Below are 20,669 nucleotides of genomic sequence, written 5' to 3'. Positions count from 1 at the left end.
GCCATGAAAGAACAACCCTCCCTGCTGGACGCCTTCCGTCTCGACGGCCGCGTGGCCGCCATCACGGGGGGCGCGCGCGGCATCGGCCTGGCGACGGCATCGCTGTTCACGGCGGCGGGCGCACGCATCGTGCTGCTCGACATCGATGCAGAAGCGGCTGCCAAGGCTGCCACGGGCCTGGGGCCGTTGGCCAGCTCCATGCAGCTGGACGTCTCGTCGGAAGCGGACGTGAACCGCGTGTTCGACGAGATCGCATCCACGTGCGGCGGGCTGGACGTGCTGGTGAACAACGCCGGCATCGCCTTGCGTCGGGCCAGCACCGAACTGTCGCTGGCCGACTGGCAACGCGTGGTGGACGTCAACATGACCGGCGTGTTCCTCTGCGCCCGTGCGGCCGCCGCCCACATGCTTCGGCGCGGCAGCGGCGCGATCGTCAATACCGCGTCGATCATGGGTTTCTCCGGCGGTGGCCTCTACCCGAACATCTCGTACCAGGCCACCAAGGGGGCGGTCGTCAACATGACCCGGGCACTGGCGGTCGAATGGGCCGCCGGCGGGATCCGCGTCAATGCGGTCGCGCCCACCTGGGTGGACACGGACTTCATCGGCAGCCTGAAGACGCAGCCCGAGCTGATGGCCCGCATCCGCGCCGTCACGCCGATGGGCCGCATGGCGCAGCCGCACGAGGTGGCCAATGCGATCCTGTTCCTGGCGAGCCCGGCCGCGGCGATGGTCACCGGGCATGTGCTCGCCGTGGACGGTGGCTTCCTTGCGCAATAGACACGCCTGGCTCGGAGCGGCCGCCCTTGCGGCGACCTTCTCCCAAGGCGCGGCTGCGCAGCCCGCGCCGCCCTTCGACGTTGCGTACCGTGCCTGGGACGCCGTGACCGACATCGCTCGCCATAACCGGGAGCCGGAACTCGGCGGGGAATGCGCAAAGACCTTCCGCCCTTTCGTCACCCCCGCCCTGCGAAGGCAGACCCGGGAGGAGCAGGACCTTGCCGCCACGGCTTGCGTCACCACAGCCCGATCGGTCTGCGCCACCGCCCGCTTGCAGCGGACGGCGGACATGGCGCGCAAGTGCCAGGAGTTCACGAGCGGTAGAACAGGTAGTCCGCCGTATACGGCACCTTCTCCGTCGCGCCCACCGTAGCCGCGTCGCACGCGCGCGCCGGAGCGATCCCGCCGAAGGTGTTGACGCGCTGGATGCTGCTCACCTGGGCGAACCGCCCGTTGCCGCCGGCGTGCCTGGCAGACAGCAGCAGCCACGGGATGGCGTCGGCTTGCGGTGCATCGGCGCGCGCGTCCACTGCGCCCAGCACCTTGCTGCCATCGACCGCCTCCCAGTGAGGGCCGGCGTAGTGCACGCCGACGGTCGCGCCGCTGCGATCGAAGAGCGTGGCCTCCGGCGCAACGAAGACCCACTTCGCGCCGCCCGGCGCCGCCGCATCGGCGCGGCACTCGTAGACCTGCGTTCCGCGCGCGGCGATGCTTTCGACGAGGGCCCCGCTCCGGGGAGCGATCGCAGCCGGAACCGCTGCCGTGGCCGGCGATGGGGCCACGCGCACCGCGGCCAGCGCCCCGATGCGCTTGCCCATGTCCAGCCCCACGTCGACGGACGTGCGGAAGTGGATGCCTTCCCACACGCGGGCGTCCGCCACTTCCTGCATGAAGGCCTCCGCCGTGCTCCAGCGGCGCGTCGCACCATTGGCGGTCGGGCTGGTGGTGGACAGTTCCGGCATGCGGCCGCGGCCCACTTCGGCCTTCAGCAGCGTGCCGACCGCGCCGGCCAGGATGCTGTGCGCGCTCGGGTACTCCGGATGGCCGGGGTTGTCGATCAGGGGCGTCCAGCCGGCTTCCATCTCGGTGCCCGGGTGGTCGTCACGGTCGCCGTTGCGGATGGCAGTGACGGGGCGCCAGAAGCCGTAGTGGTACTTCGCATCCATCACGGCGATGAGCGCATCGTCCATGGCCTGGCTGGCGGCCGCGAGCAGGCGCGCGTTCTGCGCCAGGGTGCGACCCGGCGCCTGCGCCACCGACCGCGTCACGGCGTTGTAGATCGGCGGCAGCGAGTACTCCCAGAAGCGCGCCACTTCGGTCTGCTGCGCGCTGCGCTGCGTGCTGGCCTTGCTGCCCAGCGCCTTGACCTCGTTGTAGTCGCGCACCCACTGCGCGCTGTCCAGCGCGGGCGGCGGGCCGGGGCGGAACTGCGCAGCGCCGGCCAGCAGCCAGGTCTTGCGCTGCGGCCACTGCGGTGCGGCCACGCTGGCCGTCGGCACATAGGCGCCGGGCGCGGCGTGCGGGCGGTAGCGGTCGGCGGCGGCAAAGCCATCGTCGGCGCGCCAGGCCACCACGCGCGCTGCGGCCTGTTCGCCGGCGGCCACGCCCGCGGACCGGGCGGCGCCATTGGCGACCTGCGCCATCGCGGCTTGATAAGCCTTGGCGATGGCCGGCTCCTGCTGCGGCAGCAACTTGACCAGGCTGGCGCGGGTGGCCGCGGCCACGGCTGCGTCGGCAGCAGCGGCGCCGTCGGCCGGTTGCAGCAGCGGCACGGCGGCAACGGCTTCGTGCACGGCGGTCTGCACGATGGCCATGATGCGGACAGCTGCGGGCGTGCCGATGCGGGCCTGCACGATGATGTCGCCGGCGACGGTGTTCCAGTCGGTCACGGCGTCGGCCGGGGCACGCGGCGCCACGGCCAGCAAGGCGGCCGCGACGACCAGCGTGGATTGGAATGCGTGTTTCATGGGGATCTCCTTGCGGGCCGCTTCAGCGGCGCGTGATCACGATTTCGAGGTAGTCGCTGGCCACCACCAGGCCGCGGTCGCCGCCCTTGTCGAAGCGGTGCATCTGGGCGACCAGGTCTTCGGCCAGCGCGGCCTGGCCGTCGGCGTCGAGCGCGGCGAAGGCCTTGAGGATCGGCCCGTAATAGCCGCGGAAGACTTCCAGCATGTGCTCGGCCGAGCGGTAGCGGAACATGAACTGGCGCGTCTGCGTGTCGATCTTCGTGGCCTCGTCGCCGAACAGCGCCACGATGCGATCGCGCGTGCCCCACATCGCCGGTGAGCTCACGCCCGCGGGCGGCGGCACGTGCTTGCCCACCGTCTTGAAGACCTGGCCGATGAAGCCTTCCGGCGTCCAGTTGGCCATGGCGATGCGCCCGCCCGGGCGGCAGACGCGCAGCATCTCGGACGCGGTGCGCGGCGGGTTCGGCGCGAACATGCAGCCGAAGGTGGACAGCACCGCGTCGAAGCGCGCGTCGTCGAAGGGCAGCGCCTCGACGTCGGCCTCGCGGAATTCGATGCCGTGCAGGCGCTCGGCGGCGGCGCGCTCGCGGCCACGTTCCAGCAGCGCCGGCACGTAGTCGGTGGACGTCACCTCGCACCAGCGCCGCGCGGCCGCCAGGGTGGCATTGCCGTTGCCGGCGGCCACGTCCAGCACGGTCTCGCCGGCGCGCAGGTCGGCGGCCTCGCACACCGTCTCGCCGACGATCTGCAGGGTGGTGCCGACCACGGCGTAGTCGCCGGAGGCCCAAGTCGCCTTCTGGCGCGCCTTGATGGCGGGGAAATCGGGTGTTGCAGGGGCCGCTTGCGGCGCGGCGACGGTTGAGGACAATGCGGTCATGGGGGCTCCTGTGGGATGACATGGGCGGCCCCGCGCATCGGGACCGTGCGGCCGCACGCGGTGCCAAGCGGCCGTCCACAGGACTTTCATCGCGGCGCATGGAATCCGGCGTTGGAGCCGGCATGGGAATTTGCGTGGAAACAGCCAGCAGGGTCGACGCCATGCCAGCCCCGGACGGGCTGGCGCTGCGCCTGCTCGGGCCGCTGGAGGTGCGCCTGGGCGGCGCGCCGGTGGAGCTGCCTCCGTCCCGCAAGGTGCGCGCCCTGCTCGCTTACCTGGCCCTCGTCGGCCGGCCCGTGTCGCGCAGCCACCTGTGCGAGCTGCTGTGGGACTTGCCCAGTGATCCGCGGGGGGAGTTGCGCTGGGCCCTGAGCAAGCTGCGCACCTTGCTGGAACGCAGTGGCCAGGCAGCGGTGGTCGCAGCGGGTGAGACGATCGCCTTGCAATTGCCCGACGGCTGTGTCGACGCGCGCACCGTCGCCAGCGCACTGCAGGAAGGCATCCCCACCCTGAGCCTCGACCGCCTGCAGGCATTGGCCGGGCTGCTCGAGGCCGGCGATTTGCTGGAGGGCCTGGACCTGCCGCGCAGCCCGGTCTTCACCGGCTGGCTGGTGGCCGAGCGCCGGCGCTTCCGCTCGGCGCACGCCGCCGTGCTGGAACATTGCGTGCGGCTCCTGCCCGCGCAGAGCGATCGGCTGCTGCCCACGCTGGAACGCTGGCTCGCCGTCGCCCCCTTCGACCGGCAGGCGCACGAGCGGATGCTGCAGGCGCTGGCCGCCCGTGGCCGCCTGCGCGAAGGCGAGGAGCACCTTGCGGCCGCGGCCCGCCAGTACGAGGCGCAAGGCCAGGACTGGGCGCCGATCGGGCATGCGTGGCGGGCGGCGAAGGCGCGGCACGCCGCCGGCGCCCTGCAGGCGATCGCGGTCGCGGCGGCGCCCGAATCGGACGTGCCCTCATTGCCCGCCGATGGCCGCGCCTCGCTGGCCGTGATGCCCTTCACCGACCGCACGCCAGGCGCCGCGCTGCGCGGTGGCGTGGGCGACGGCATGGCCCACGACATCATCACGCGGCTGGCCAAGCTGCGCAGCATGTTCGTCATCGCCGAAGGCACGATGTTCGCGCTGTCCGAGCGGCGCGTCGGCTCCGAGGATGCGGGCCGCCGCCTGGCCGTGGACTACGTGGCCAGCGGATCGCTGCGGCGCACGGCGGATGCGCACCTGCACGTGAGCGTGCAACTGGCCGAGACGCGCGGCTCCAGGATCGTCTGGGCCGACGAGTTCAGCGGCCGCCTGGACGAGACTTTCGCGGTGCTCGACGACATCGGCAACCGCATCGTCACCGCCATCGCGTTGCAGGTCGAAGTGGCGGAACGCAACCGCGCGATCCTCAAGAATCCGAACTCCCTGAACGCCTGGGAAGCGCACCACCGCGGACTGTGGCACATGGTGCGCTTCGACCGCGACGACAACGAGCAGGCGCGCCAGTTCTTCCAGGCCGCCGTGCGGCTGGACCCCGCCTTCGCGCGGCCGCACGCCGGGTTGTCGTTCACGCACTGGCAGGACGCCTTCCAAGGCTGGCGCGACGCGGCGCCCGCCATCGAGCAGGCCTACCGCGCCGCGTCCGAAGGCTTGATGGCGGACGAGAGCGATCCTTCGTCGCACTGGTCGCTGGGCCGGGCCATGTGGCTGAAAGACCGGCCCGATGATGCATTGCGCGAGCTGCAATACGCAGTGGACCTGAGCCCCAACTTCGCGCTCGGCCACTACACCATCGCCTTCGTGCATGCGCAGACCGGCGACCCCGAAATCGCGGTCGCCGAAGCGGACCACGCGCGTGCGTTGAGCCCGATGGACCCCTTGCTGTTCGGCATGCTCGCGTCGCGGGCGCTGGCGCTGGTTCGCCTCGGGCGGTATGAGGAAGCAGCCGATTCGGCAGTGCGCGCCGCGGCACGGCCAAACGCGCACGTGCACATCCAGGCGATCGCCCTGCTCTGCCTGGCGCTGGCAGGCAAGACTGCAGCGGCGAGGGAGATGTCCATCGCCCTGCGCCGCGCGCGGCCAGGCTACGGGGTGGACGATCTGCTGAAAGCCTTCAAGGTGGGGCCGGAGCTGCAGGCGCTGACGCGCAAGGCGGCGCGCATTGTCGACGCCTGACCCTCGCAAGCCCGAGCCAAGCTCAAGCGGCCGCGGGCCCTGGGCCCTGTTCGAGGACGACGGTCGGGATGTCGGTGACGCTGACCGCGCCCATCACCTGCCTTTGCGGCAGGTAGTGCAGCAGCAGGTCGGTTTCCTTCTTCACCACGCGATAGCACTCGCAGCTCAATGACTCGAGCTTCGCGCGGTCCAGCACGTGGATCAGGCCACGCTGGTACGAAATCACCTTCAGTTGTTCCAGCTTCGATGCCGCTTGCGTCACCCCGGAACGCCGGACACCGAGCATGTTGCTGATGAATTCCTGCGTCATGGTCAGCCGGTTGTCCGAGAGGCGGTCCATCGACAGGAGCAGCCAGCGGCAAAGCTGCTGGTCGATCGTATGGTGCCGGTTGCACACGGCGGTCTGCCCCACCTGCGTGATCAACGCCTGCGTGTAGCGCAGCATCAGCAGCAACAGTTCGCCGTGGCGCTCGAACTCCGCCTTGACCTTGGGGCGTGGCAGGCGATACGCGTAGCCCGCGCTTTGCACCAGCGAGCGGCTGGGCGTGCTCTCCCCGCCCATGTACAGGGTGATGCCGAGGAGGCCCTCGTTGCCCACCACCGAGATCGCCGTGGAGGCGCCGTTCTCCATCAGGTACTGCATGGAGATGATCGAGTCCGTCGGAAAGTAGACGTGTCGCATCGTCCGACCCGCCTCGTACATCAGCGCGCGCAGTGGCAGCTCCGCCAGTTCCAGGTGCGGGAACAGGCGCCCTTGCACCTCGGGGGACAGCGCCGCCAGCAGGTGGTTCTGCCTCGGGTGCGGTTCAGCGAGGCGGCGAGCGCCTGCCGAGCTTGAGCCGGGTGCGGGTTTCTTCGCCATCAGGGCCGGAGTGTAGTCTCGCGACTGCCTTCACCTCGCAAGGCGCGATGCCCCCACAATGAGCGGCTGACTCCCGGAGATTTCCATGACTGTCACCGTTGCCGGACTCCAGGCATTCGCCGAGGCGTGGAACAGGCACGACCTGGACGCGCTCATGGGATTCATGACGGACGACTGCGTGTTCGAGGCGTCTGCCGGGCCCGAAGTGCGCGGAGCTTCGTACACCGGCCGCGAAGCCGTCCGGGCCGGGTTCGCCGAAGTGTGGAAGACCTACCCCGATGCGCAGTGGCAGTCGCCCCGGCATTTCGTCTGCGGCGAGCGGGGCGTGTCCGAATGGACGTTCACCGGAACGCGCAGCGACGGCTCGCGCGTGGAGGTGAACGGGTGCGACGTGTTCACGTTCCGCGGCGGCAGGATCGCCGTGAAGAATTCGTACCGGAAGAACCGGCCGCCGCTCAAGTGAGCTGCTTCTCCAGCCGGTCCAGCACCTCGTAGCAAGCCAGCACCTTGCCCACGCTTGAATTCGGCTCCCGCCCCTCGCGGATGGCGGCGATGAACTCGCGGTCCTGCAGCTCGATGCCGTTCATGGAGACGTCCACCTTGCTCACGTCGATCTTCTCTTCCTTGCCGTTGAACAAGTCGTCGTAGCGCGCGATATAGGTGGCGGTGTCGCCGATGTAGCGGAAGAAGGTGCCCAGCGGGCCGTCGTTGTTGAACGAGAGCGACAAGGTGCAGATCGCGCCATTGGCCGCCTGCAGCTGGATGCTCATGTCCATCGCGATGCCGAGGGTCGGATGGATCGGGCCCTGCACGGCGTTGGCCTTCACGATCGGGCTGCCGCACTGGTAGGCGAACAGGTCCACCGTGTGCGCCGCATGGTGCCAGAGGAGGTGGTCCGTCCAGCTGCGCGGCTGGCCCAGCGCGTTCATGTTGGTGCGGCGGAAGAAGTAGGTCTGCACGTCCATCTGCAGCACGTTGAATTCGCCCGACTGGATTTTCTTGTGCACGTACTGGTGGCTCGGGTTGAAGCGGCGCGTGTGGCCGCACATCGCCACCAGGCCGGTCTTCTTCTGCGCCGCGACGACGGCCCGGCCCTCTTCGAGCTTGTCGCACAGCGGAATCTCCACCTGCACGTGCTTGCCGGCCTTCATGGCGGCGATCGACTGCTGCGCATGCATCTGCGTCGGCGTGCACAGGATCACCGCGTCCACGTCGGGGCGCGCCAGCGCTTCATCCAGGTTCGTCGTCACGTGCTTCGCGCCGTATTTCTGCGCCACTTCCTGCGCCTTGGGCAGCTCGCGGCCGATGATCGACGTGACCTCCACGCCCTCGATGTTCTTCAGGCCGTCCAGGTGCTTGATGCCGAAGGCGCCGGGCCCGGCCAGTGCGATGCGGATCGGTTTGGTCATGCGAGCCTCCGCAGAGCCGCCTCAAGGAGGCTCAGCCCCCCTTGGGGGGGCAGCGAACGAATGTGAGCGTGGTGGGTCATTTAGTTCTCCAGGATCATGTGGCCCACCGCGGTGTTGGATGCGGGGACGTGATAGAAGCGGTGGCGCAGGCTGGGCTTGGGGCCGCCGGCGACGTCGGACATGGCGCCGCGCGCGATCAGCCACATCACCAGCTCGATGCCTTCGCTGCCGGCTTCCTGCACGTACTCCATGTGGCCCACGCTGGCCAAGCCTTCCGGGTCGGCGACCAGGCGGTCGAGGAACTTGTTGTCCCACTCCTTGTTGATCAGGCCGGCGCGCGGCCCCTGCAGCTGGTGGCTCATGCCGCCCGTGCCCCAGATCTGCACGTTGACGTCCTCGTCGTAGCTCTCCACGGCCTTGCGGATCGCCTGCCCCAGCTTGAAGCAGCGCATGCCGCTCGGCACCGGGTACTGCACCACGTTCACGGCGAAGGGAATCACCTTGAAGGGCCACGCCTTGGCGTCGCCGCACATCAGCGACAGCGGCACGGTCAGGCCGTGGTCGACGTCCATCTTGTTGACGATGGTCAGGTCGAAGTCCTGCTGGATGACGGAGTGGGCGATGTGCGCCGCCAGGTCCGGCGCGCCCTCCACCTTGGGCACCGGGCGCGGGCCCCAGCCCTCGTCGGCCACCGCGTATTCAGCGGCGGTGCCGATCGCGAAGGTGGGAATGATGTCCAGGCTGAAGGCGGTGGCGTGGTCGTTGAAGACCAGGAACACCACGTCGGGCTTGTTGTCCTTGATCCACTGGCGGGAATACTCGTAGCCGGAGAAGACTTTCTTCCAGTACGGCTCCTCGGTCTTGCCCAGGTCCATGGCCGCGCCGATGGCGGGCACGTGCGATGTGTAGACGGATGCGGTGATGCGCGCCATTACTTGCCTTCTTTCTTGTCCTTGCCGGTCCAGGTGGACGGGCGGCCGCCGCCGATCATCATGTCGCGGTACGCCTCTTCGCTCATGCCGGTCATGGAGCCGGCCATCTGCTGGAAGCTCTTGCCGTCCGTGGCGCCGATCTTGGCCAGGAAATAGATGTTGCCGCCCAGCGAGATGCAGCGGTTCAGGTCGCGCGCCAGCACCGCCTGCTTCTGGTCCTCGGTCATCGCCCACTGGTCCAGATAGGCCCGCTCGTCCTTCTTGAAGCGCTCGCGGTTCTCGGCCTTCATCAGCGACATGCAGAACTGGTTGAGCCAGTAGCCCTTGCGGCTCTGGTCGGCGTCGAAGATGGTGGTGCCGGGGATGCCGGCGTAGGGCTTGTCGAGCGGCATGTCAGCCTCCTTGCGACTCTTCCGGCCAGTACAGCCGGTTGGGGTTGTCGACCAGCAGCTTTTGCTGGAGCTCTTTGTTCTTCGCGATGTGCGGAATGAAGTCCACGAGCAGGCCGTCGTCGGGCATGTGGTCCTTCAGGTTGGGATGGGGCCAGTCGGTGCCCCACAGCACGCGGTCGGGGAAAGACTCGACCACCGTGCGCGCAAAGGGTACGACATCCCGGTAGGCATTGCGTTCCCCGTCCAGCGCCCGTGGGCCGGCGACGGACAGGCGTTCGGGACAGCTGACCTTGCTCCAGACGTTGGAGTGCTCGCGCATGAACTTCAGGAACAACTGGAACTCCGGGCCGTCGACGGGCTTGGTGACGTCCGGGCGACCCATGTGGTCCACGACCACCGTCGTCGGCAGCTTGGTGAAGAAGTCCCACAGCTCGGGCAGGTCCACCGACTCGAAGTAGATCACCACGTGCCAGCCCAGCGGCTTGATGCGGTTGGCGATCTCCAGCAGTTCGTCCTTGGGCGTGAAGTCCACCAGCCGCTTGACGAAGTTGAAGCGCACGCCGCGCACGCCGGCCGCGTGCAGGTCCTCCAGTTCCCGGTCGGTCACGCTGCGCTTGACGGTCGCAACGCCCTTGGCCTTGCCATTCGAGCGCTGGAGCGCATCCACCAGGGCGCGGTTGTCGGCGCCATGGCAGGTGGCCTGCACGATCACGTTCTTGGAAAAACCCAGGTGGTCGCGCAGCGCGAACAGCTGCTGCCAGCTGGCATCGCAGGGCGTGTACTTGCGCTCCGGCGCGTAGGGAAAATCGGCGCCGGGGCCGAAGACGTGGCAGTGCGCGTCGACGGCGTTCGGCGGCAGCTTGAACTGCGGCTTGGCGGGACCGGTGTACCAGTCCAGCCAGCCGGGCGTCTTCTCGAAGGGGCCGCTTGTGGGTTTGTTCATGTTGTTTTCCAGGCCGTCATCCCCGCGGAGGCGGGGACGCAGAGCTTCCGCATTCCGGTGCATGGGAGCCCTGGGTTCCCGCCTGCGCGGGAATGACACGTTCTTTCAGTCGATGTATTTCAAGCCCGCCTTCTCCAGCGGCTCCCGCATCTTGTACATGTCCAGCCCCAGCACGCCACTCGCCAGCTTGGCGCGCTTCTCGCCTTCGTTCGCTTCGCGCGCCGCGGCGGCGTCCAGCACCTTCTTTGCCATGCCGGCGGGGACGCAGACGACACCGTCGTCGTCGGCGACGATCACGTCGCCCGGGTGCACCAGCGCGCCCGCGCACACCACGGGAATGTTCACCGAGCCGAGGGTCGCCTTGACCGTGCCCTTGGAGCTGATGGCCCGGCTCCACACCGGGAAGCCCATCTCCGTGAGCGTCCTGACGTCCCGCACGCCCGCATCGATCACCAGCGCCCGGGCGCCGCGCGCCTGGAACGAGGTGGCGATCAGGTCGCCGAAGAAACCGTCGGTGTTGTCCGTCGTGCACGCCGCCACGACGATGTCGCCCGGCTGCACCTGCTCGGCCACGACGTGCAGCATCCAGTTGTCGCCGGGTTGCAGCAGCACGGTGACTGCCGTGCCGGACACCTGGGCGCCGGCATAGATCGGCCGCATGTAGGGCTTCATCAGGCCAACGCGCCCCATCGCCTCGTGCACGGTGGAAGTGCCGAATTGCGCCAGGCCGTCGGCGGTGGCGCGGTCGGCACGCCGGATGTTGCGGTAGACGACTCCGAGTTCGTACATGGTCAGCGTCCTTGCTTCTTCAGGCGCGCGTCCAGGCGCGGGAACACGCGGCGCGTGTTGGCTTCGAAGATCTGGTGCTTGTCTTCGGGCGACAGGAGGGTCGAAGCGTCGATGTACTTCTTGGTGTCGTCGTAATAGTTGCCGGTGGTGGGATCGATGCCGCGCACCGCGCCGATCATCTCGGAGGCGAACAGCACGTTCTTCACCGGGATCACGGTGTTCAGCAGGTCGATGCCCGGCTGGTGGTAGACGCAGGTGTCGAAGAAGACGTTGTTCATGACGTGCGTGTCCAGCAGCGGGCGCTTCATCTCCTGCGCCAGTCCCCGGAAGCGCCCCCAGTGGTAAGGCACTGCACCGCCGCCGTGCGGGATCAGGAAGCGCAGGGTCGGGAAGTCCTTGAACAGGTCGCCCTGGATCAGCTGCATGAAGGCCGTCGTGTCGGCGTTCAGGTAGTGCGCGCCGGTCGTGTGGAAGGCCGGATTGCAGCTGGTGGAGACGTGGATCATCGCCGGCACGTCGTACTCCACCATCTTCTCGTAGATGGGATACCACCACTTGTCCGTCAGCGGCGGCTCCTTCCAGTGGCCGCCGGACGGGTCCGGATTCAGGTTGATGCCGACGCCGCCGTACTGCTCGATGCACCTGACCATCTCCGGCAGGCAGGTGCGCGGGTCCACGCCCGGCGACTGCGGCAGCATCGCCACCGGCACGAACTGCTCGGGGAACAGCTGCGACACGCGGAAGCACAGCTCGTTGCAGATCGCGGCCCAGGTGCTGGAGACGTTGAAGTCGCCGATGTGGTGGGCCATGAAGCTGGCGCGTGGCGAGAACAGCGTCAGGTCGTTGCCGCGCTCCTTCATCAGGCGCAGCTGGTTGGCGTTGATGGACTCGCGGATCTCGTCGTCGCTGATCTTCAGGTCCGACTCCCTGGGCATCAGCGATGCGTCCTGGATGCCCAGGACCTGCTGGTTGCGCCACTTCTCCAGCTGCGGGGGCGCCGTGGTGTAGTGGCCGTGGCAATCGATGATGAGGCTCATGTCTGTCTCTCTTTGGAATGGGGAGCGCGCCGCCCTCAGGCCGCGGGTTCCATGCCGTTGCGGCGCTTGGCCTCGTCGGCGGCGGGGGATGCCATGAAGGCGAGCAGCTCGCGCGCCGCGTCGCCTTGCTTGCTCCTGGCGCAGACGGCGCCGGAGAAAACGGTGTCGATCTCCACGCCCGCGGGCATGGGTCCGAGGATGGTGATGCCTTCCAGGTGGATCAACTCGGCCAGCTGCTGGAAACCGAGCGCCACTTCGCCGCGGGCCACCAGCGCGCCCACGGGCACGCCCGGCGGCGCCTGGACCAGCCGGCCCTGCAGGTCTTGCGCGATGCCCCATCGCTGGAACAGCTGGATCAGCGCCACCCCGCTCGGGCCGGTCGAATAGCCCACGGTCGGTGCGGCCAGCACCGCGGCTTTCAAGGCATCTTCGCTGGAAATGTCGATGCGCTTGGCGGTGTCGCGCACGGCGATCGCGACGCCCGACTCCACCAGGTCGACGCGGCTGCCCGCGACCAGGTGCCCGGCCGCTTCCAGCTTCTGGATGGCGTCGATGGCCAACACCACGACGTCGAACGCTTCGCCGGCCGCGACGCGCCTGGCCGCATCGACCCCGCCGACGGATTCGATGTCGACGTTGCCGCCGGTGCGCTGCTGCCAGTCGCGTGCGAGCTCGCCCAGCACCTGGCGCGTGGCCATCGACGAAATTCCCTGGAGGGTGGCAGTCATGGGCGGATTGTGTTCGCGGCTGGCCGCAGCAGGAAGCGAGCACGCAGACTAGCAGCTATACCCGTTCGGCATAATTGCCACCAAGGTATTCCACTTCATGGATCTCAAGCAGCTTGAATATTTCGTTCGCGTGGCCGAGCTCGGCAGCTTCACGCGCGCGGCGATCGAGCTCGAAGTGGCCCAGCCGGCGCTCAGCCGGCAGGTGCGGCTGCTCGAGGTGGAGCTGCGCCAGACCCTGCTGGTGCGCAACGGCCGCGGCGCCCTGCCGACCGAAGCCGGCAAGCTGCTGCTGGACCACGGCCGAGGCATCCTGCACCAGGTGGAGCGGGCGCGCGAGGATCTGGGCCGGCTGCGCGGCGGCCTGGCCGGGCGCGTCGCCGTCGGCTTGCCCACCAGCGTGGCCAGGGTGCTGACCGTCCCCCTCACCCGCGCCTTTCGCGAGGCCTTGCCGGAAGCGCGGCTCTCGATCAGCGAAGGCCTGTCCAGCGGCCTGCAGGAGGGGCTGGTCAGCGGCCGGCTGGACATCGTCGTGCTCTACAACGCCCAGCCCTCGCGCGAGCTGGACCTGGCGCCGCTGATGGAGGAAGACCTGCTGCTGGTGCGGGCCCGGCCGCGCGGCCTGCACGAGGATCCGCCGCCCGGGCCCGTCACGCTGGAGGAAGTCGCCGGCCTGCCGCTGGTGATCCCGACGCGCCCCAATGCCATCCGCATGCACGTGGAAGCCGCCATGGCCGACTTCGGCTGGCGGCCGAACGTGGTGCTGGAGATCGACGGCGTCTCGGCGATCCTGGACCTGGTGCTCGATGGCGCGGGCTGCGCGATCCTGTCGCGCAATGCCTTGTTGAACACACCGCGGCCTTCGGCGTATACCGCGCAGCAGATCGGCAGTCCGCCCTTGCGCATCCGCCTGTCGCTCGTCACCAGCCTGCAGCGGCCGGCGACGCCGGTGCAAAAGGCCACCCACGATCTCATTCGCGCCAAGGCTCCCGCCGTGATCGCGCATTCGCTTTGAAGGAGGATCCATGCGTTCGAGCCGATTCCTGTTGGCCCTTGCCTGCGCAGGCATCGCGCAGGTGTCATCGGCTGCCGAGCTGCGGGTGCTCACCGCCGGTGCGTTCAAGCCAGTACTGCTGGCGCTGCAGCCGGCGTTCGAGCGGCAGACCGGGCACCGGCTGGTGATCGACAACGACACGGCGGGTGCGCTGCAAAAGCGCATCACCGGCGGCGAAGTCTTCGACGTGGTGTTCTCCAGCCCCGCGTCACTGCAACCGCTGCGCGCGGCCGGCAAGCTGGCGGCCGAGGAACCGTTGCCGCTGGCACGCGTGGCGATCGGCGTCGCCGTACGCAAGGGCGCGCCGCTGCCGGACATCGGCAGCGTGGATGCATTCCGGGCGATGGTCGTGAACGCGCGATCGGTCGCGTACATCGACCCGGCCGCGGGCGGCTCGAGCGGCATCTACCTGGACCGTCTGTTCGAGCGCTGGGGCATCGCGCCGCAGGTGCGGGCCAAGGCGGTGCTGGTGCCGGGCGGGCTCGTCGCGCAGAAAGTCGTGGACGGCAGCGCCGACATCGCGATCCACCAGATCAGCGAGATCCTCGCCGTGCCGGACGCGGTGCTGGTCGGTCCGCTGCCGGCGGAGATCCAGAACTACACGGTGTATGCGGGAGCCGTTTCCGCGCAGGCCACGCAGCCCGGCGCTGCGCGCGAGCTCCTGGATGCACTGCGCGGCCCCCAGGCCAGCCAGGTGTTGGCGACGAAGGGGATGGAGAAGCCCTGATCGCCGGGTTCGGCCGCTACTGCCGCGGAATCTTCGCCCGCTCGATCACGTCGCTCCAGCGCTTCGTCTCGCTGGCCAGCAGGTTGCCCAGGTCCTCGGGCGTGCTCCAGCGGGCATCGACGTTCAGGTCGGCCAGCTTCTTCTTCAGCTCGGCGCTGCCCAGCGCCTTCTGCAACTCGCGGTTCAACCGTTGCACGACATGCTGCGGCGTCCTGGCCGGCGCGGCCAGCGCGTTCCACGACGCGACGTGGAACTTGGCCAGCGCGCCGCCGGTTTCGGCAGCCGTCGGAACATCGCCAATCCCCGTTGCCCGGTTCTCGCCGAAGGTCACCAGCGCCCGCAATGCCTTGCCGGTGATCTGCGACTTGATCGGCGCCAGGATCTCGACGGCCGCGTCCACCTCGCCGCCGCGCAAGGCAGTGACCACCGCCGGCGTGCCGTTGAACGGCACCACCTGCGCATCGACGCCGGCCGTGCTCTTGAACAGTTCGGCGGAGAGGTTCTGCGTGCTGCCGATCGCAACGGTGGCCAGGTTCAACTTGCCGGGGTTGGCCTTCGCGTAGGCCAGCAGGTCGGCCAGCGAGCGGAACTTCGAGTTGTCGGCGACCACGAGCGCGATGTCGAAAGTGCCCAGCAACGAGATCGGCGCGAAGTCCTTCTGCGCCTGGAACGGCAGTTTCCTGAACAGGCCTTCGCTCACCGCCGTGCCATTGCTCATGAGCAGCAAGGTGTAGCCGTCCGGCTCCGCCTGCGCCACCAGCGAACCCGCGGTCACGCCGCCGGCGCCGGGGCGGTTGTCGATGACCACGCTTTGCTTGAGTTGGTCGCCCAGGTGCTGTCCGACCGCGCGTGCGGTGAGGTCCGCCACCCCGCCCGCGCCGAACGGCACGACGATGCGGATCGGCTTGGCCGGCCAGTCGCCCTGCGCCGCGACCCAGGGGCTCGCCAGCGTGGCGGCAATCAGCGCCAGGCTGCTTCTTCGATGTTGGTCCATTGCGTCATCGTGCCACACCCAGCAGCCGGTCGAGCAGCTCGGGGGCACTTCGCAGCGCCGCCGCCGTGTCGCTGTGGACCACGGTGCCATGGTCCAGGACGATGGCCGTGTCGGAGATGGCCAGGATGGCCTGCGGATGCTGCTCCACGATGATCGCGGACAGGCCTTCGTCGCGCGTGATGCGCGCGATGGCACGCAGCAGCTCGGTCACGATGATCGGCGCCAGCCCTTCGAGCGGCTCGTCCAGCAGCAGCAGCTTCGGGTTGACGACCAGCGCGCGGCCCACCGCGAGCATCTGCTGCTCGCCCCCGGACAGCTGCGTGCCCAGGTTGCCCTTGCGCTCGGCCAGGCGCGGGAACATCTCGTACACGCGCTGCGGCGTCCAGCGGCCGGGCCGTGCGACGGCGGTCAGGTTCTCGTGCACGGTGAGCGACTTGAAGATGTTGCGCTCCTGCGGCACCCAGCCGATACCGGCCGCGGCGCGCTCGTGCGACGGCAGCCTGTGCAGCGCCACGCCGGCCAGCGACATGCTGCCGCCATGCTGGCGCGTCGCGCCGGCCAGCGTGTTGATCAGTGTCGTCTTGCCGGTGCCGTTGCGTCCGAGCAAGGCCAGCGTCTTGCCCTCGTCCAGGGTCAGCGAGATGTCGGTCAGGACCACGGCCTCGCCGTAACCGGCGCTCAGCTTCTCGACCTTGAGGAGTTCAGCCATGCGCCACCACCTCGCCGTGGCCGAGATACACCGCCTTCACCTCGGGGTTGTTGGCGATCTCATCCGGTGTGCCCTCGGTCAGCACCGTGCCGTTGACCAGCACCGTCATGCGCGTGGCAAAGCTGAAGACCAGGTCCATGTCGTGTTCGATCAGCAGCACGGACACGTCGGCGGGCAGCGCCGCCACCGTCTGCAACAGCTCCTCGCGCTCACCCGCGGGCACGCCGGCCACCGGCTCGTCCAGCAGCAGCACGCGCGGCTCGCACGCCAGAGCGATCGCGATCTCCAGCAAGCGGCGCTTCCCGTAGGCCAGGTGCTCGGTCTTCTGCGTGGCCACTTCGGCCAGGTGGAACTGTTCCAGCAGCTGCTGCGCGCGCTGCGCGATGTCCGCATCGGCGCCGAGCGACCGCCACCAGCGCGCACCCAGCCCGCGCTGCTGCGACACGACCAGCGCCAGCGTTTCCAGCGGCGTCATGGAAGCGAACAGCTGGTTGATCTGGAAAGTGCGCACCATGCCGCGGCGCACGCGCCGGTGCGGCGCCAAGCGCGAGATGTCCTGGCCTTCCAGCGTGATGCTGCCCGCCGTCGGTTCCAGCACGCCCGTCAGCAGGTTGATGAGCGTGGTCTTGCCGGCGCCGTTCGGGCCGATCAGCGCGTGGCGCGCACCGCGCCGGAGATCGATGGAAACGTCGTTGGTGGCGGTGATGCCGCCGAACTTCTTCACCAGACCCTGGCAGGAAAGCACGATGTCGTTCATCAACGCTTCCTCCACCAGGTCCAGGGCTTGAACAGGCGCTCGCGCCCCACCAGCACCAGGACGACGAGGAACAGCCCCAGCCAGAAGGTCCAGTACTGCGGCGTGATCTGCGAGAGGAAGTCCTGCATCAGGCGGAACGCCGTGGCCCCCACGATGCCGCCGTACAGCCAGCCCGTGCCGCCGATCACCAGCATCAGCATGACGTCCGCGGAGCGATGGAATTCCAGCACGTCGATGGACGCGAAGCCGGAGGTCTGCGTGAACAGCGCACCGGCCGCGCCCGCCATCGCCGCGGCGACGGTGTACACGGCGATGAGGCGCGCGTTCACCGGCACGCCGATCGCCATGGCGCGCAGGCGGTTGTCGCGGATCGCCTTCAACGTGCCGCCGAAGGGCGAGTTCACGAGGCGCCGCGCGAGGAGGAAGAGGACCAGCAGCACGGCCAGCGAGTAATACGACGCGGTGTGGCCGGCCAGGTCGAATTCAAACTTGCCGAGCACCGGCGAGAACATCAGGCCCTGGATGCCGTCGGTGCCTCCCGTCAGCCAGTCGAGCTTGTTGGCCAGTTCCGCGAGCAGCAGCGCGACGCCCAGCGTCACCATCAGCCGCGTGAGGTCCGACCCGCGCAGCACGGTGAAGCTGGCCACCAGCCCCAGCAGGCCCGCGGTGCCCATCGCCACCAGCAGGCCCAGGTGCGGGTCGGGCATGACGTGCTTGCAGAACAGGGCCGCGGTGTACGCGCCGAGGCCGAAGAACGCGGCGTGGCCGAGCGACACGATCCCGGCGTAGCCGAGCACCAGGTCCAGCGACACCGCGAACAGCGCCAGGATGGCGATCTCGTTGATCAGCGCCGCGTACTTGGGAAACAGCATCGGCATCGCGAAGGCGGCCAGCCACAGCACGGGCTCCCAGGGCTTCATGCGGCTCGCGCGCAGCAGGTTCTTCTGCCCGTCGCCGGGCGTAGCGCTCATGACTTGCCCCCCTGGCGCACGAACAGGCCGTTGGGCCGCCACAGCAGGATGACGATCATCAAGGCATAGACGATGAAGGCGCCCATCTTGGGGATGTAGTACTTGCCGGCCACGTCCGCGATGCCCAGCAGCAGCGCGGCGAGCAGTGGCCCCGTGATCGACGATGTGCCGCCGACGGCGACCACGATCAGGAAATAGATCATGAACTTGAGCGGGAAGGTGGGATCCAGCCCCAGCACCTCGGCGCCGAGCGCGCCGCCCAGCCCCGCCAGGCCGGAGCCGAAGGCGAAGGTGGAGAGGAACACCACGTTCACGTTGATGCCCATGCCGGCGGCCACGCGTTGGTCATCGACGGCGGCGCGCAGCCGGCTGCCGAAGCGCGTCTTCGCCAGGATGTACTGCAGGCCCACGGTGAGCGCTGCGCACACGGCGATGATGAACAACCGGTAGTGGCCCATGCCGAGCGAGCCGATTTCGGTGCGGCCCTTCAGCCACTGCGGCAGCTGCATGATCTGCTGCGTGGAGCCGATGTAGTAGTCGACCGCCGCCACCGCCATGAAGACCAGGCCGATGGAGAACAGCACCTGGTCCAGGTGCGGCTTGTGGTACAGCGGGCGGTAGAGCGTGCGTTCGAGCACGGCCCCCAGCAGCGCACTGCCGGCAAAGGCGATCGGCAGGCACACCAGGAAGGGCACGTCCAGCCGCTGCATCAACAGCACCGTGATGTAGCCCCCGGCCATGGCGAAGGCCCCGTGCGCCAGGTTGATGAAATTCATCAAGCCCATGGTCACGGCCAGTCCGACCGCCAGCACGAACAGCAGCATGCCGTAGGCGATGCCGTCGAAGAGGATGGTGAGCATGGCTTCTGGTATTCACTCCCTCCCCCACCGGGGGAGGGTTGGGGTGGGGGCGCCGCGCCCGCGCCGGACGGCACGAACACGAACAGCGCGTCCGGCTTCAGGTCACGCACTTTCTGCAGGAACGGCGCGAAGTCCGGGTTGGCCAGGGGCACGCGCAGCTTGTCGCTCACCTTGCCGCCGTTGAACAGGAAGCGGTCGTTGAAGAACTTCTCGGCGTCGATGCCGGGGCCGTAGTCGGACACCAGGGTCACGACGGACTTGATGCCGTTCTTGGGCGCCCAGTCGGCCAGCGCGACGGACGCCTGCGGCAGCGTGAAGCTGGTGCGGATGATGAAGGGCGACGCTTCCGTGATGCTCGACGTGGCGGCGGCCATCACCACCAGCGGCGTCTTCGACTGCGTGGCGATCGGCGCCACGGCCAGGGCGGACGGCGTGATGCCCATGCCGGCCAGCACGTCGACCTTGTCGTTGACCGCCAGTTCCTGCGCCAGGCGGCGGGTGTTGGCGGGCACGCTGGCGTCGTCCTTGACGATCAGCTGCACCTTCTTGCCGGCCACGGTGTCGCCGTTCTGCGCCATCCACAGCTTGGCGGCGGCTTCGATCTGGCGGCCGGTGGTGGCCTGCTGGCCCGTCATCGGCAGGATCAGGCCGATCTTGAAGCTGTTGTCCTGGGCCAGGGCGAAGCCGCTGGCGCCGAGCGCGGCAACGGCCACGGCGGTGTGCAGGAAGGTTCTCTTGTGCATGCGGGAGTCTCCTTTTTGGAAAGCGGTGGGCTGGCGGGCGCGCGACGCCGCGCAGCCTGGTGCGTCGGTGCGCATTCTGAGCGCGTCCGGCGCGGGAACGAAGCGAGGCAGGTGCACTAGCAGTTATCTCGAATTGCGATACCGGGGCGGCTGATATTCAGGCTGCGGGTTGAGCCGCCGAGCTTACCTTCTATCCATGCTGGCGGATCAACCGCACGCCGGGCATGCGGTCCAGGTGCGGGCTCTGCACCGCCTCGCGCAAGTTGCGCTGGGCCAGCCGGGAGTGCTCGCGCATGATGGCCTCGGCCCGCGCGCCCTCGCGCCGCTCGATGGCGTCGAGCACCTGCCGGTGCTGGTCCTGCGCCACGATCAACATGTCGCGGGCCCTGGGCGTGTCGGCCTGCACGACCACGAAGCCGGAAGGCGAGGCGAAGGGCAGGTTCACGACCCGCTCCAGCTCGCGCGCCAGCACCGTGCTGGCCGCCATGTCCGACAACAGGTTGTGGAAACGCTGGTTCAGGCGCACGTAGCGGGTGAAGGCCTCGTCGTCCAGCGCGGGTTGCCGCAGCACCTCGTCCACGCCATCGAGGCAGGCGCGCGCATCGGCCAGCACCTGCGCCGGCACGCCCCGCTCGGCCGCCAGCCGCGCCGCCAGGCCCTCGACCGTGCCGCGCAGCTCGATGGCATCGGCCACGTCGCGTTCGGAGAAGGTGCGCACGGCGTAGCCGCCATTGGGCAGCGCATCGAGCAAGCCTTCCTGCTCCAGCCGCATCAGGGCCGCGCGGATGGGCGTGCGAGAGACGCCCAGTCGCTCCACGATCGCCAGTTCGGCGATGCGGGCGCCGCCGGGAAGCTCGCCGGCCAGGATCATCTCGCGCAATTTCAGTTGCGCCTTCACCGCCTGGGAGCTGCCCGCCTCGTCCCGTTCTGTATACATCGCGGCAGGTTAACGGGCTTGCGCCGGGGCGTCAACGGGCGCTTCACCAAT

At 68.8% G+C, this 20,669-nt stretch carries 21 protein-coding genes and 1 pseudogene; 5 read left to right on the top strand and 17 right to left on the bottom strand.

Going from position 1 to position 20,669, the window contains the following annotated elements:
* Positions 1 to 3 precede the first annotated feature (3 nt).
* Complete coding sequence (locus WG902_RS17585; RefSeq protein WP_340061443.1) at positions 4 to 780, top strand: SDR family NAD(P)-dependent oxidoreductase; 777 nt, start codon at positions 4 to 6, stop codon at positions 778 to 780.
* 311 nt (positions 781 to 1,091) lie between these two features.
* Here WG902_RS17585 and WG902_RS17580 read toward each other — a convergent pair whose 3' ends face one another.
* Complete coding sequence (locus WG902_RS17580) at positions 1,092 to 2,747, bottom strand: DUF3455 domain-containing protein (protein ID WP_340061442.1); 1,656 nt, start codon at positions 2,745 to 2,747, stop codon at positions 1,092 to 1,094.
* Between the two features lie 22 nt (positions 2,748 to 2,769).
* Positions 2,770 to 3,624 (bottom strand): class I SAM-dependent methyltransferase, encoded by an 855-nt coding sequence (locus WG902_RS17575; RefSeq protein WP_340061441.1) that lies wholly within the window; start codon positions 3,622 to 3,624, stop codon positions 2,770 to 2,772.
* Between the two features lie 161 nt (positions 3,625 to 3,785).
* On the opposite strand from WG902_RS17575, the gene WG902_RS17570 reads away from it, so the two are divergent.
* Positions 3,786 to 5,777, top strand: coding sequence for a transcriptional regulator (locus WG902_RS17570; protein WP_340061440.1), 1,992 nt, complete (start codon positions 3,786 to 3,788; stop codon positions 5,775 to 5,777).
* Positions 5,778 to 5,799: 22 nt separating this feature from the next.
* Here WG902_RS17570 and WG902_RS17565 read toward each other — a convergent pair whose 3' ends face one another.
* Positions 5,800 to 6,639: a Crp/Fnr family transcriptional regulator gene (locus WG902_RS17565; protein WP_340061439.1), complete on the bottom strand. Its 840-nt coding sequence runs from the start codon at positions 6,637 to 6,639 to the stop codon at positions 5,800 to 5,802.
* 85 nt (positions 6,640 to 6,724) lie between these two features.
* Between WG902_RS17565 and WG902_RS17560 the strand changes: the two genes are divergently transcribed.
* Positions 6,725 to 7,102, top strand: coding sequence for a nuclear transport factor 2 family protein (locus tag WG902_RS17560; RefSeq protein WP_340061438.1), 378 nt, complete (start codon positions 6,725 to 6,727; stop codon positions 7,100 to 7,102).
* Here the strand turns inward: WG902_RS17560 and WG902_RS17555 are convergent.
* From WG902_RS17555 to WG902_RS17525, 7 genes are all read right to left on the bottom strand, one after another.
* Positions 7,095 to 8,048: a Gfo/Idh/MocA family oxidoreductase gene (locus tag WG902_RS17555; RefSeq protein WP_340061437.1), complete on the bottom strand. Its 954-nt coding sequence runs from the start codon at positions 8,046 to 8,048 to the stop codon at positions 7,095 to 7,097. The genes WG902_RS17560 and WG902_RS17555 overlap by 8 nt on opposite strands.
* Before the next feature lie 80 nt (positions 8,049 to 8,128).
* Positions 8,129 to 8,980 (bottom strand): class III extradiol dioxygenase subunit beta, encoded by an 852-nt coding sequence (locus tag WG902_RS17550; RefSeq protein WP_340061436.1) that lies wholly within the window; start codon positions 8,978 to 8,980, stop codon positions 8,129 to 8,131.
* Entirely contained in the window at positions 8,980 to 9,372 is a 393-nt protein-coding gene (gene ligA / locus WG902_RS17545) for a protocatechuate 4,5-dioxygenase subunit alpha (protein ID WP_340061435.1), read from the bottom strand. Before ligA ends, WG902_RS17550 begins: the two co-directional genes overlap by 1 nt.
* A gap of 1 nt (position 9,373) precedes the next feature.
* Positions 9,374 to 10,315, bottom strand: a complete 942-nt coding sequence (locus WG902_RS17540; protein ID WP_340061434.1) for an amidohydrolase family protein — start codon at positions 10,313 to 10,315, stop codon at positions 9,374 to 9,376.
* Positions 10,316 to 10,420: 105 nt separating this feature from the next.
* Entirely contained in the window at positions 10,421 to 11,104 is a 684-nt protein-coding gene (gene ligK, locus WG902_RS17535; protein ID WP_340061433.1) for a 4-carboxy-4-hydroxy-2-oxoadipate aldolase/oxaloacetate decarboxylase, read from the bottom strand.
* A 2-nt stretch (positions 11,105 to 11,106) separates the two neighbouring features.
* Positions 11,107 to 12,141 carry an amidohydrolase family protein gene (locus WG902_RS17530; protein WP_340061432.1) on the bottom strand — a complete coding sequence of 345 codons (1,035 nt, stop codon included), beginning with the start codon at positions 12,139 to 12,141 and terminating at the stop codon, positions 11,107 to 11,109.
* Between the two features lie 35 nt (positions 12,142 to 12,176).
* Positions 12,177 to 12,869 carry a substrate-binding domain-containing protein gene (locus WG902_RS17525; protein ID WP_340061431.1) on the bottom strand — a complete coding sequence of 231 codons (693 nt, stop codon included), beginning with the start codon at positions 12,867 to 12,869 and terminating at the stop codon, positions 12,177 to 12,179.
* 97 nt (positions 12,870 to 12,966) lie between these two features.
* Here WG902_RS17525 and WG902_RS17520 point away from each other — a divergent pair, with 97 nt between their 5' ends.
* Complete coding sequence (locus WG902_RS17520) at positions 12,967 to 13,881, top strand: LysR substrate-binding domain-containing protein (protein WP_340061430.1); 915 nt, start codon at positions 12,967 to 12,969, stop codon at positions 13,879 to 13,881.
* A 10-nt stretch (positions 13,882 to 13,891) separates the two neighbouring features.
* Positions 13,892 to 14,647, top strand: coding sequence for a molybdate ABC transporter substrate-binding protein (locus tag WG902_RS17515; protein ID WP_340061429.1), 756 nt, complete (start codon positions 13,892 to 13,894; stop codon positions 14,645 to 14,647).
* A gap of 16 nt (positions 14,648 to 14,663) precedes the next feature.
* Here WG902_RS17515 and WG902_RS17510 read toward each other — a convergent pair whose 3' ends face one another.
* The 7 genes and pseudogenes from WG902_RS17510 to WG902_RS17480 all read right to left on the bottom strand — a co-directional run bounded on the left by WG902_RS17510 (position 14,664) and on the right by WG902_RS17480 (position 20,618).
* Positions 14,664 to 15,641 (bottom strand): Bug family tripartite tricarboxylate transporter substrate binding protein, encoded by a 978-nt coding sequence (locus WG902_RS17510; protein WP_340061428.1) that lies wholly within the window; start codon positions 15,639 to 15,641, stop codon positions 14,664 to 14,666.
* Positions 15,642 to 15,645: 4 nt separating this feature from the next.
* Positions 15,646 to 16,350 (bottom strand): ABC transporter ATP-binding protein, encoded by a 705-nt coding sequence (locus tag WG902_RS17505; protein ID WP_340061427.1) that lies wholly within the window; start codon positions 16,348 to 16,350, stop codon positions 15,646 to 15,648.
* Positions 16,343 to 17,107 (bottom strand): ABC transporter ATP-binding protein, encoded by a 765-nt coding sequence (locus WG902_RS17500; protein ID WP_340061426.1) that lies wholly within the window; start codon positions 17,105 to 17,107, stop codon positions 16,343 to 16,345. Before WG902_RS17500 ends, WG902_RS17505 begins: the two co-directional genes overlap by 8 nt.
* On the bottom strand, positions 17,107 to 18,078 hold the full coding sequence (locus tag WG902_RS17495; protein WP_340061425.1) for a branched-chain amino acid ABC transporter permease: 972 nt from the start codon (positions 18,076 to 18,078) through the stop codon (positions 17,107 to 17,109). Before WG902_RS17495 ends, WG902_RS17500 begins: the two co-directional genes overlap by 1 nt.
* Positions 18,075 to 18,938: a branched-chain amino acid ABC transporter permease gene (locus WG902_RS17490; RefSeq protein WP_340061424.1), complete on the bottom strand. Its 864-nt coding sequence runs from the start codon at positions 18,936 to 18,938 to the stop codon at positions 18,075 to 18,077. The genes WG902_RS17495 and WG902_RS17490 overlap by 4 nt, the downstream gene beginning before the upstream one ends.
* A gap of 50 nt (positions 18,939 to 18,988) precedes the next feature.
* A pseudogene (locus tag WG902_RS17485) lies at positions 18,989 to 19,681 on the bottom strand (ABC transporter substrate-binding protein); the annotation flags it as partial.
* 190 nt (positions 19,682 to 19,871) lie between these two features.
* Positions 19,872 to 20,618: a GntR family transcriptional regulator gene (locus tag WG902_RS17480; RefSeq protein WP_340061423.1), complete on the bottom strand. Its 747-nt coding sequence runs from the start codon at positions 20,616 to 20,618 to the stop codon at positions 19,872 to 19,874.
* Positions 20,619 to 20,669 lie beyond the last annotated feature (51 nt).

The organism is Ramlibacter sp. PS3R-8 (genome assembly GCF_037572435.1).
Lineage (GTDB): Bacteria > Pseudomonadota > Gammaproteobacteria > Burkholderiales > Burkholderiaceae_C > Ramlibacter.
This window is presented reverse-complemented; position numbering and strand designations above follow the sequence as displayed.

Bases quoted from the DNA above. Each gene is read 5' to 3' on its own strand.
- WG902_RS17515 (WP_340061429.1), top strand. From the start codon at position 13,892: ATGCGTTCGAGCCGATTCCTGTTGGCCCTTGCCTGCGCAGGCATCGCG.
- WG902_RS17585 (WP_340061443.1), top strand. From the start codon at position 4: ATGAAAGAACAACCCTCCCTGCTGGACGCCTTCCGTCTCGACGGCCGC.
- WG902_RS17560 (WP_340061438.1), top strand. From the start codon at position 6,725: ATGACTGTCACCGTTGCCGGACTCCAGGCATTCGCCGAGGCGTGGAAC.
- WG902_RS17525 (WP_340061431.1), bottom strand. From the start codon at position 12,869: ATGACTGCCACCCTCCAGGGAATTTCGTCGATGGCCACGCGCCAGGTG.
- WG902_RS17505 (WP_340061427.1), bottom strand. From the start codon at position 16,350: ATGGCTGAACTCCTCAAGGTCGAGAAGCTGAGCGCCGGTTACGGCGAG.
- WG902_RS17575 (WP_340061441.1), bottom strand. From the start codon at position 3,624: ATGACCGCATTGTCCTCAACCGTCGCCGCGCCGCAAGCGGCCCCTGCA.
- WG902_RS17540 (WP_340061434.1), bottom strand. From the start codon at position 10,315: ATGAACAAACCCACAAGCGGCCCCTTCGAGAAGACGCCCGGCTGGCTG.
- WG902_RS17495 (WP_340061425.1), bottom strand. From the start codon at position 18,078: ATGAGCGCTACGCCCGGCGACGGGCAGAAGAACCTGCTGCGCGCGAGC.
- WG902_RS17555 (WP_340061437.1), bottom strand. From the start codon at position 8,048: ATGACCAAACCGATCCGCATCGCACTGGCCGGGCCCGGCGCCTTCGGC.
- ligA (WP_340061435.1), bottom strand. From the start codon at position 9,372: ATGCCGCTCGACAAGCCCTACGCCGGCATCCCCGGCACCACCATCTTC.
- WG902_RS17520 (WP_340061430.1), top strand. From the start codon at position 12,967: ATGGATCTCAAGCAGCTTGAATATTTCGTTCGCGTGGCCGAGCTCGGC.
- WG902_RS17580 (WP_340061442.1), bottom strand. From the start codon at position 2,747: ATGAAACACGCATTCCAATCCACGCTGGTCGTCGCGGCCGCCTTGCTG.
- WG902_RS17550 (WP_340061436.1), bottom strand. From the start codon at position 8,980: ATGGCGCGCATCACCGCATCCGTCTACACATCGCACGTGCCCGCCATC.
- WG902_RS17570 (WP_340061440.1), top strand. From the start codon at position 3,786: ATGCCAGCCCCGGACGGGCTGGCGCTGCGCCTGCTCGGGCCGCTGGAG.
- WG902_RS17480 (WP_340061423.1), bottom strand. From the start codon at position 20,618: ATGTATACAGAACGGGACGAGGCGGGCAGCTCCCAGGCGGTGAAGGCG.
- WG902_RS17490 (WP_340061424.1), bottom strand. From the start codon at position 18,938: ATGCTCACCATCCTCTTCGACGGCATCGCCTACGGCATGCTGCTGTTC.
- WG902_RS17530 (WP_340061432.1), bottom strand. From the start codon at position 12,141: ATGAGCCTCATCATCGATTGCCACGGCCACTACACCACGGCGCCCCCG.
- WG902_RS17500 (WP_340061426.1), bottom strand. From the start codon at position 17,107: ATGAACGACATCGTGCTTTCCTGCCAGGGTCTGGTGAAGAAGTTCGGC.
- WG902_RS17510 (WP_340061428.1), bottom strand. From the start codon at position 15,641: ATGGACCAACATCGAAGAAGCAGCCTGGCGCTGATTGCCGCCACGCTG.
- WG902_RS17565 (WP_340061439.1), bottom strand. From the start codon at position 6,639: ATGGCGAAGAAACCCGCACCCGGCTCAAGCTCGGCAGGCGCTCGCCGC.
- ligK (WP_340061433.1), bottom strand. From the start codon at position 11,104: ATGTACGAACTCGGAGTCGTCTACCGCAACATCCGGCGTGCCGACCGC.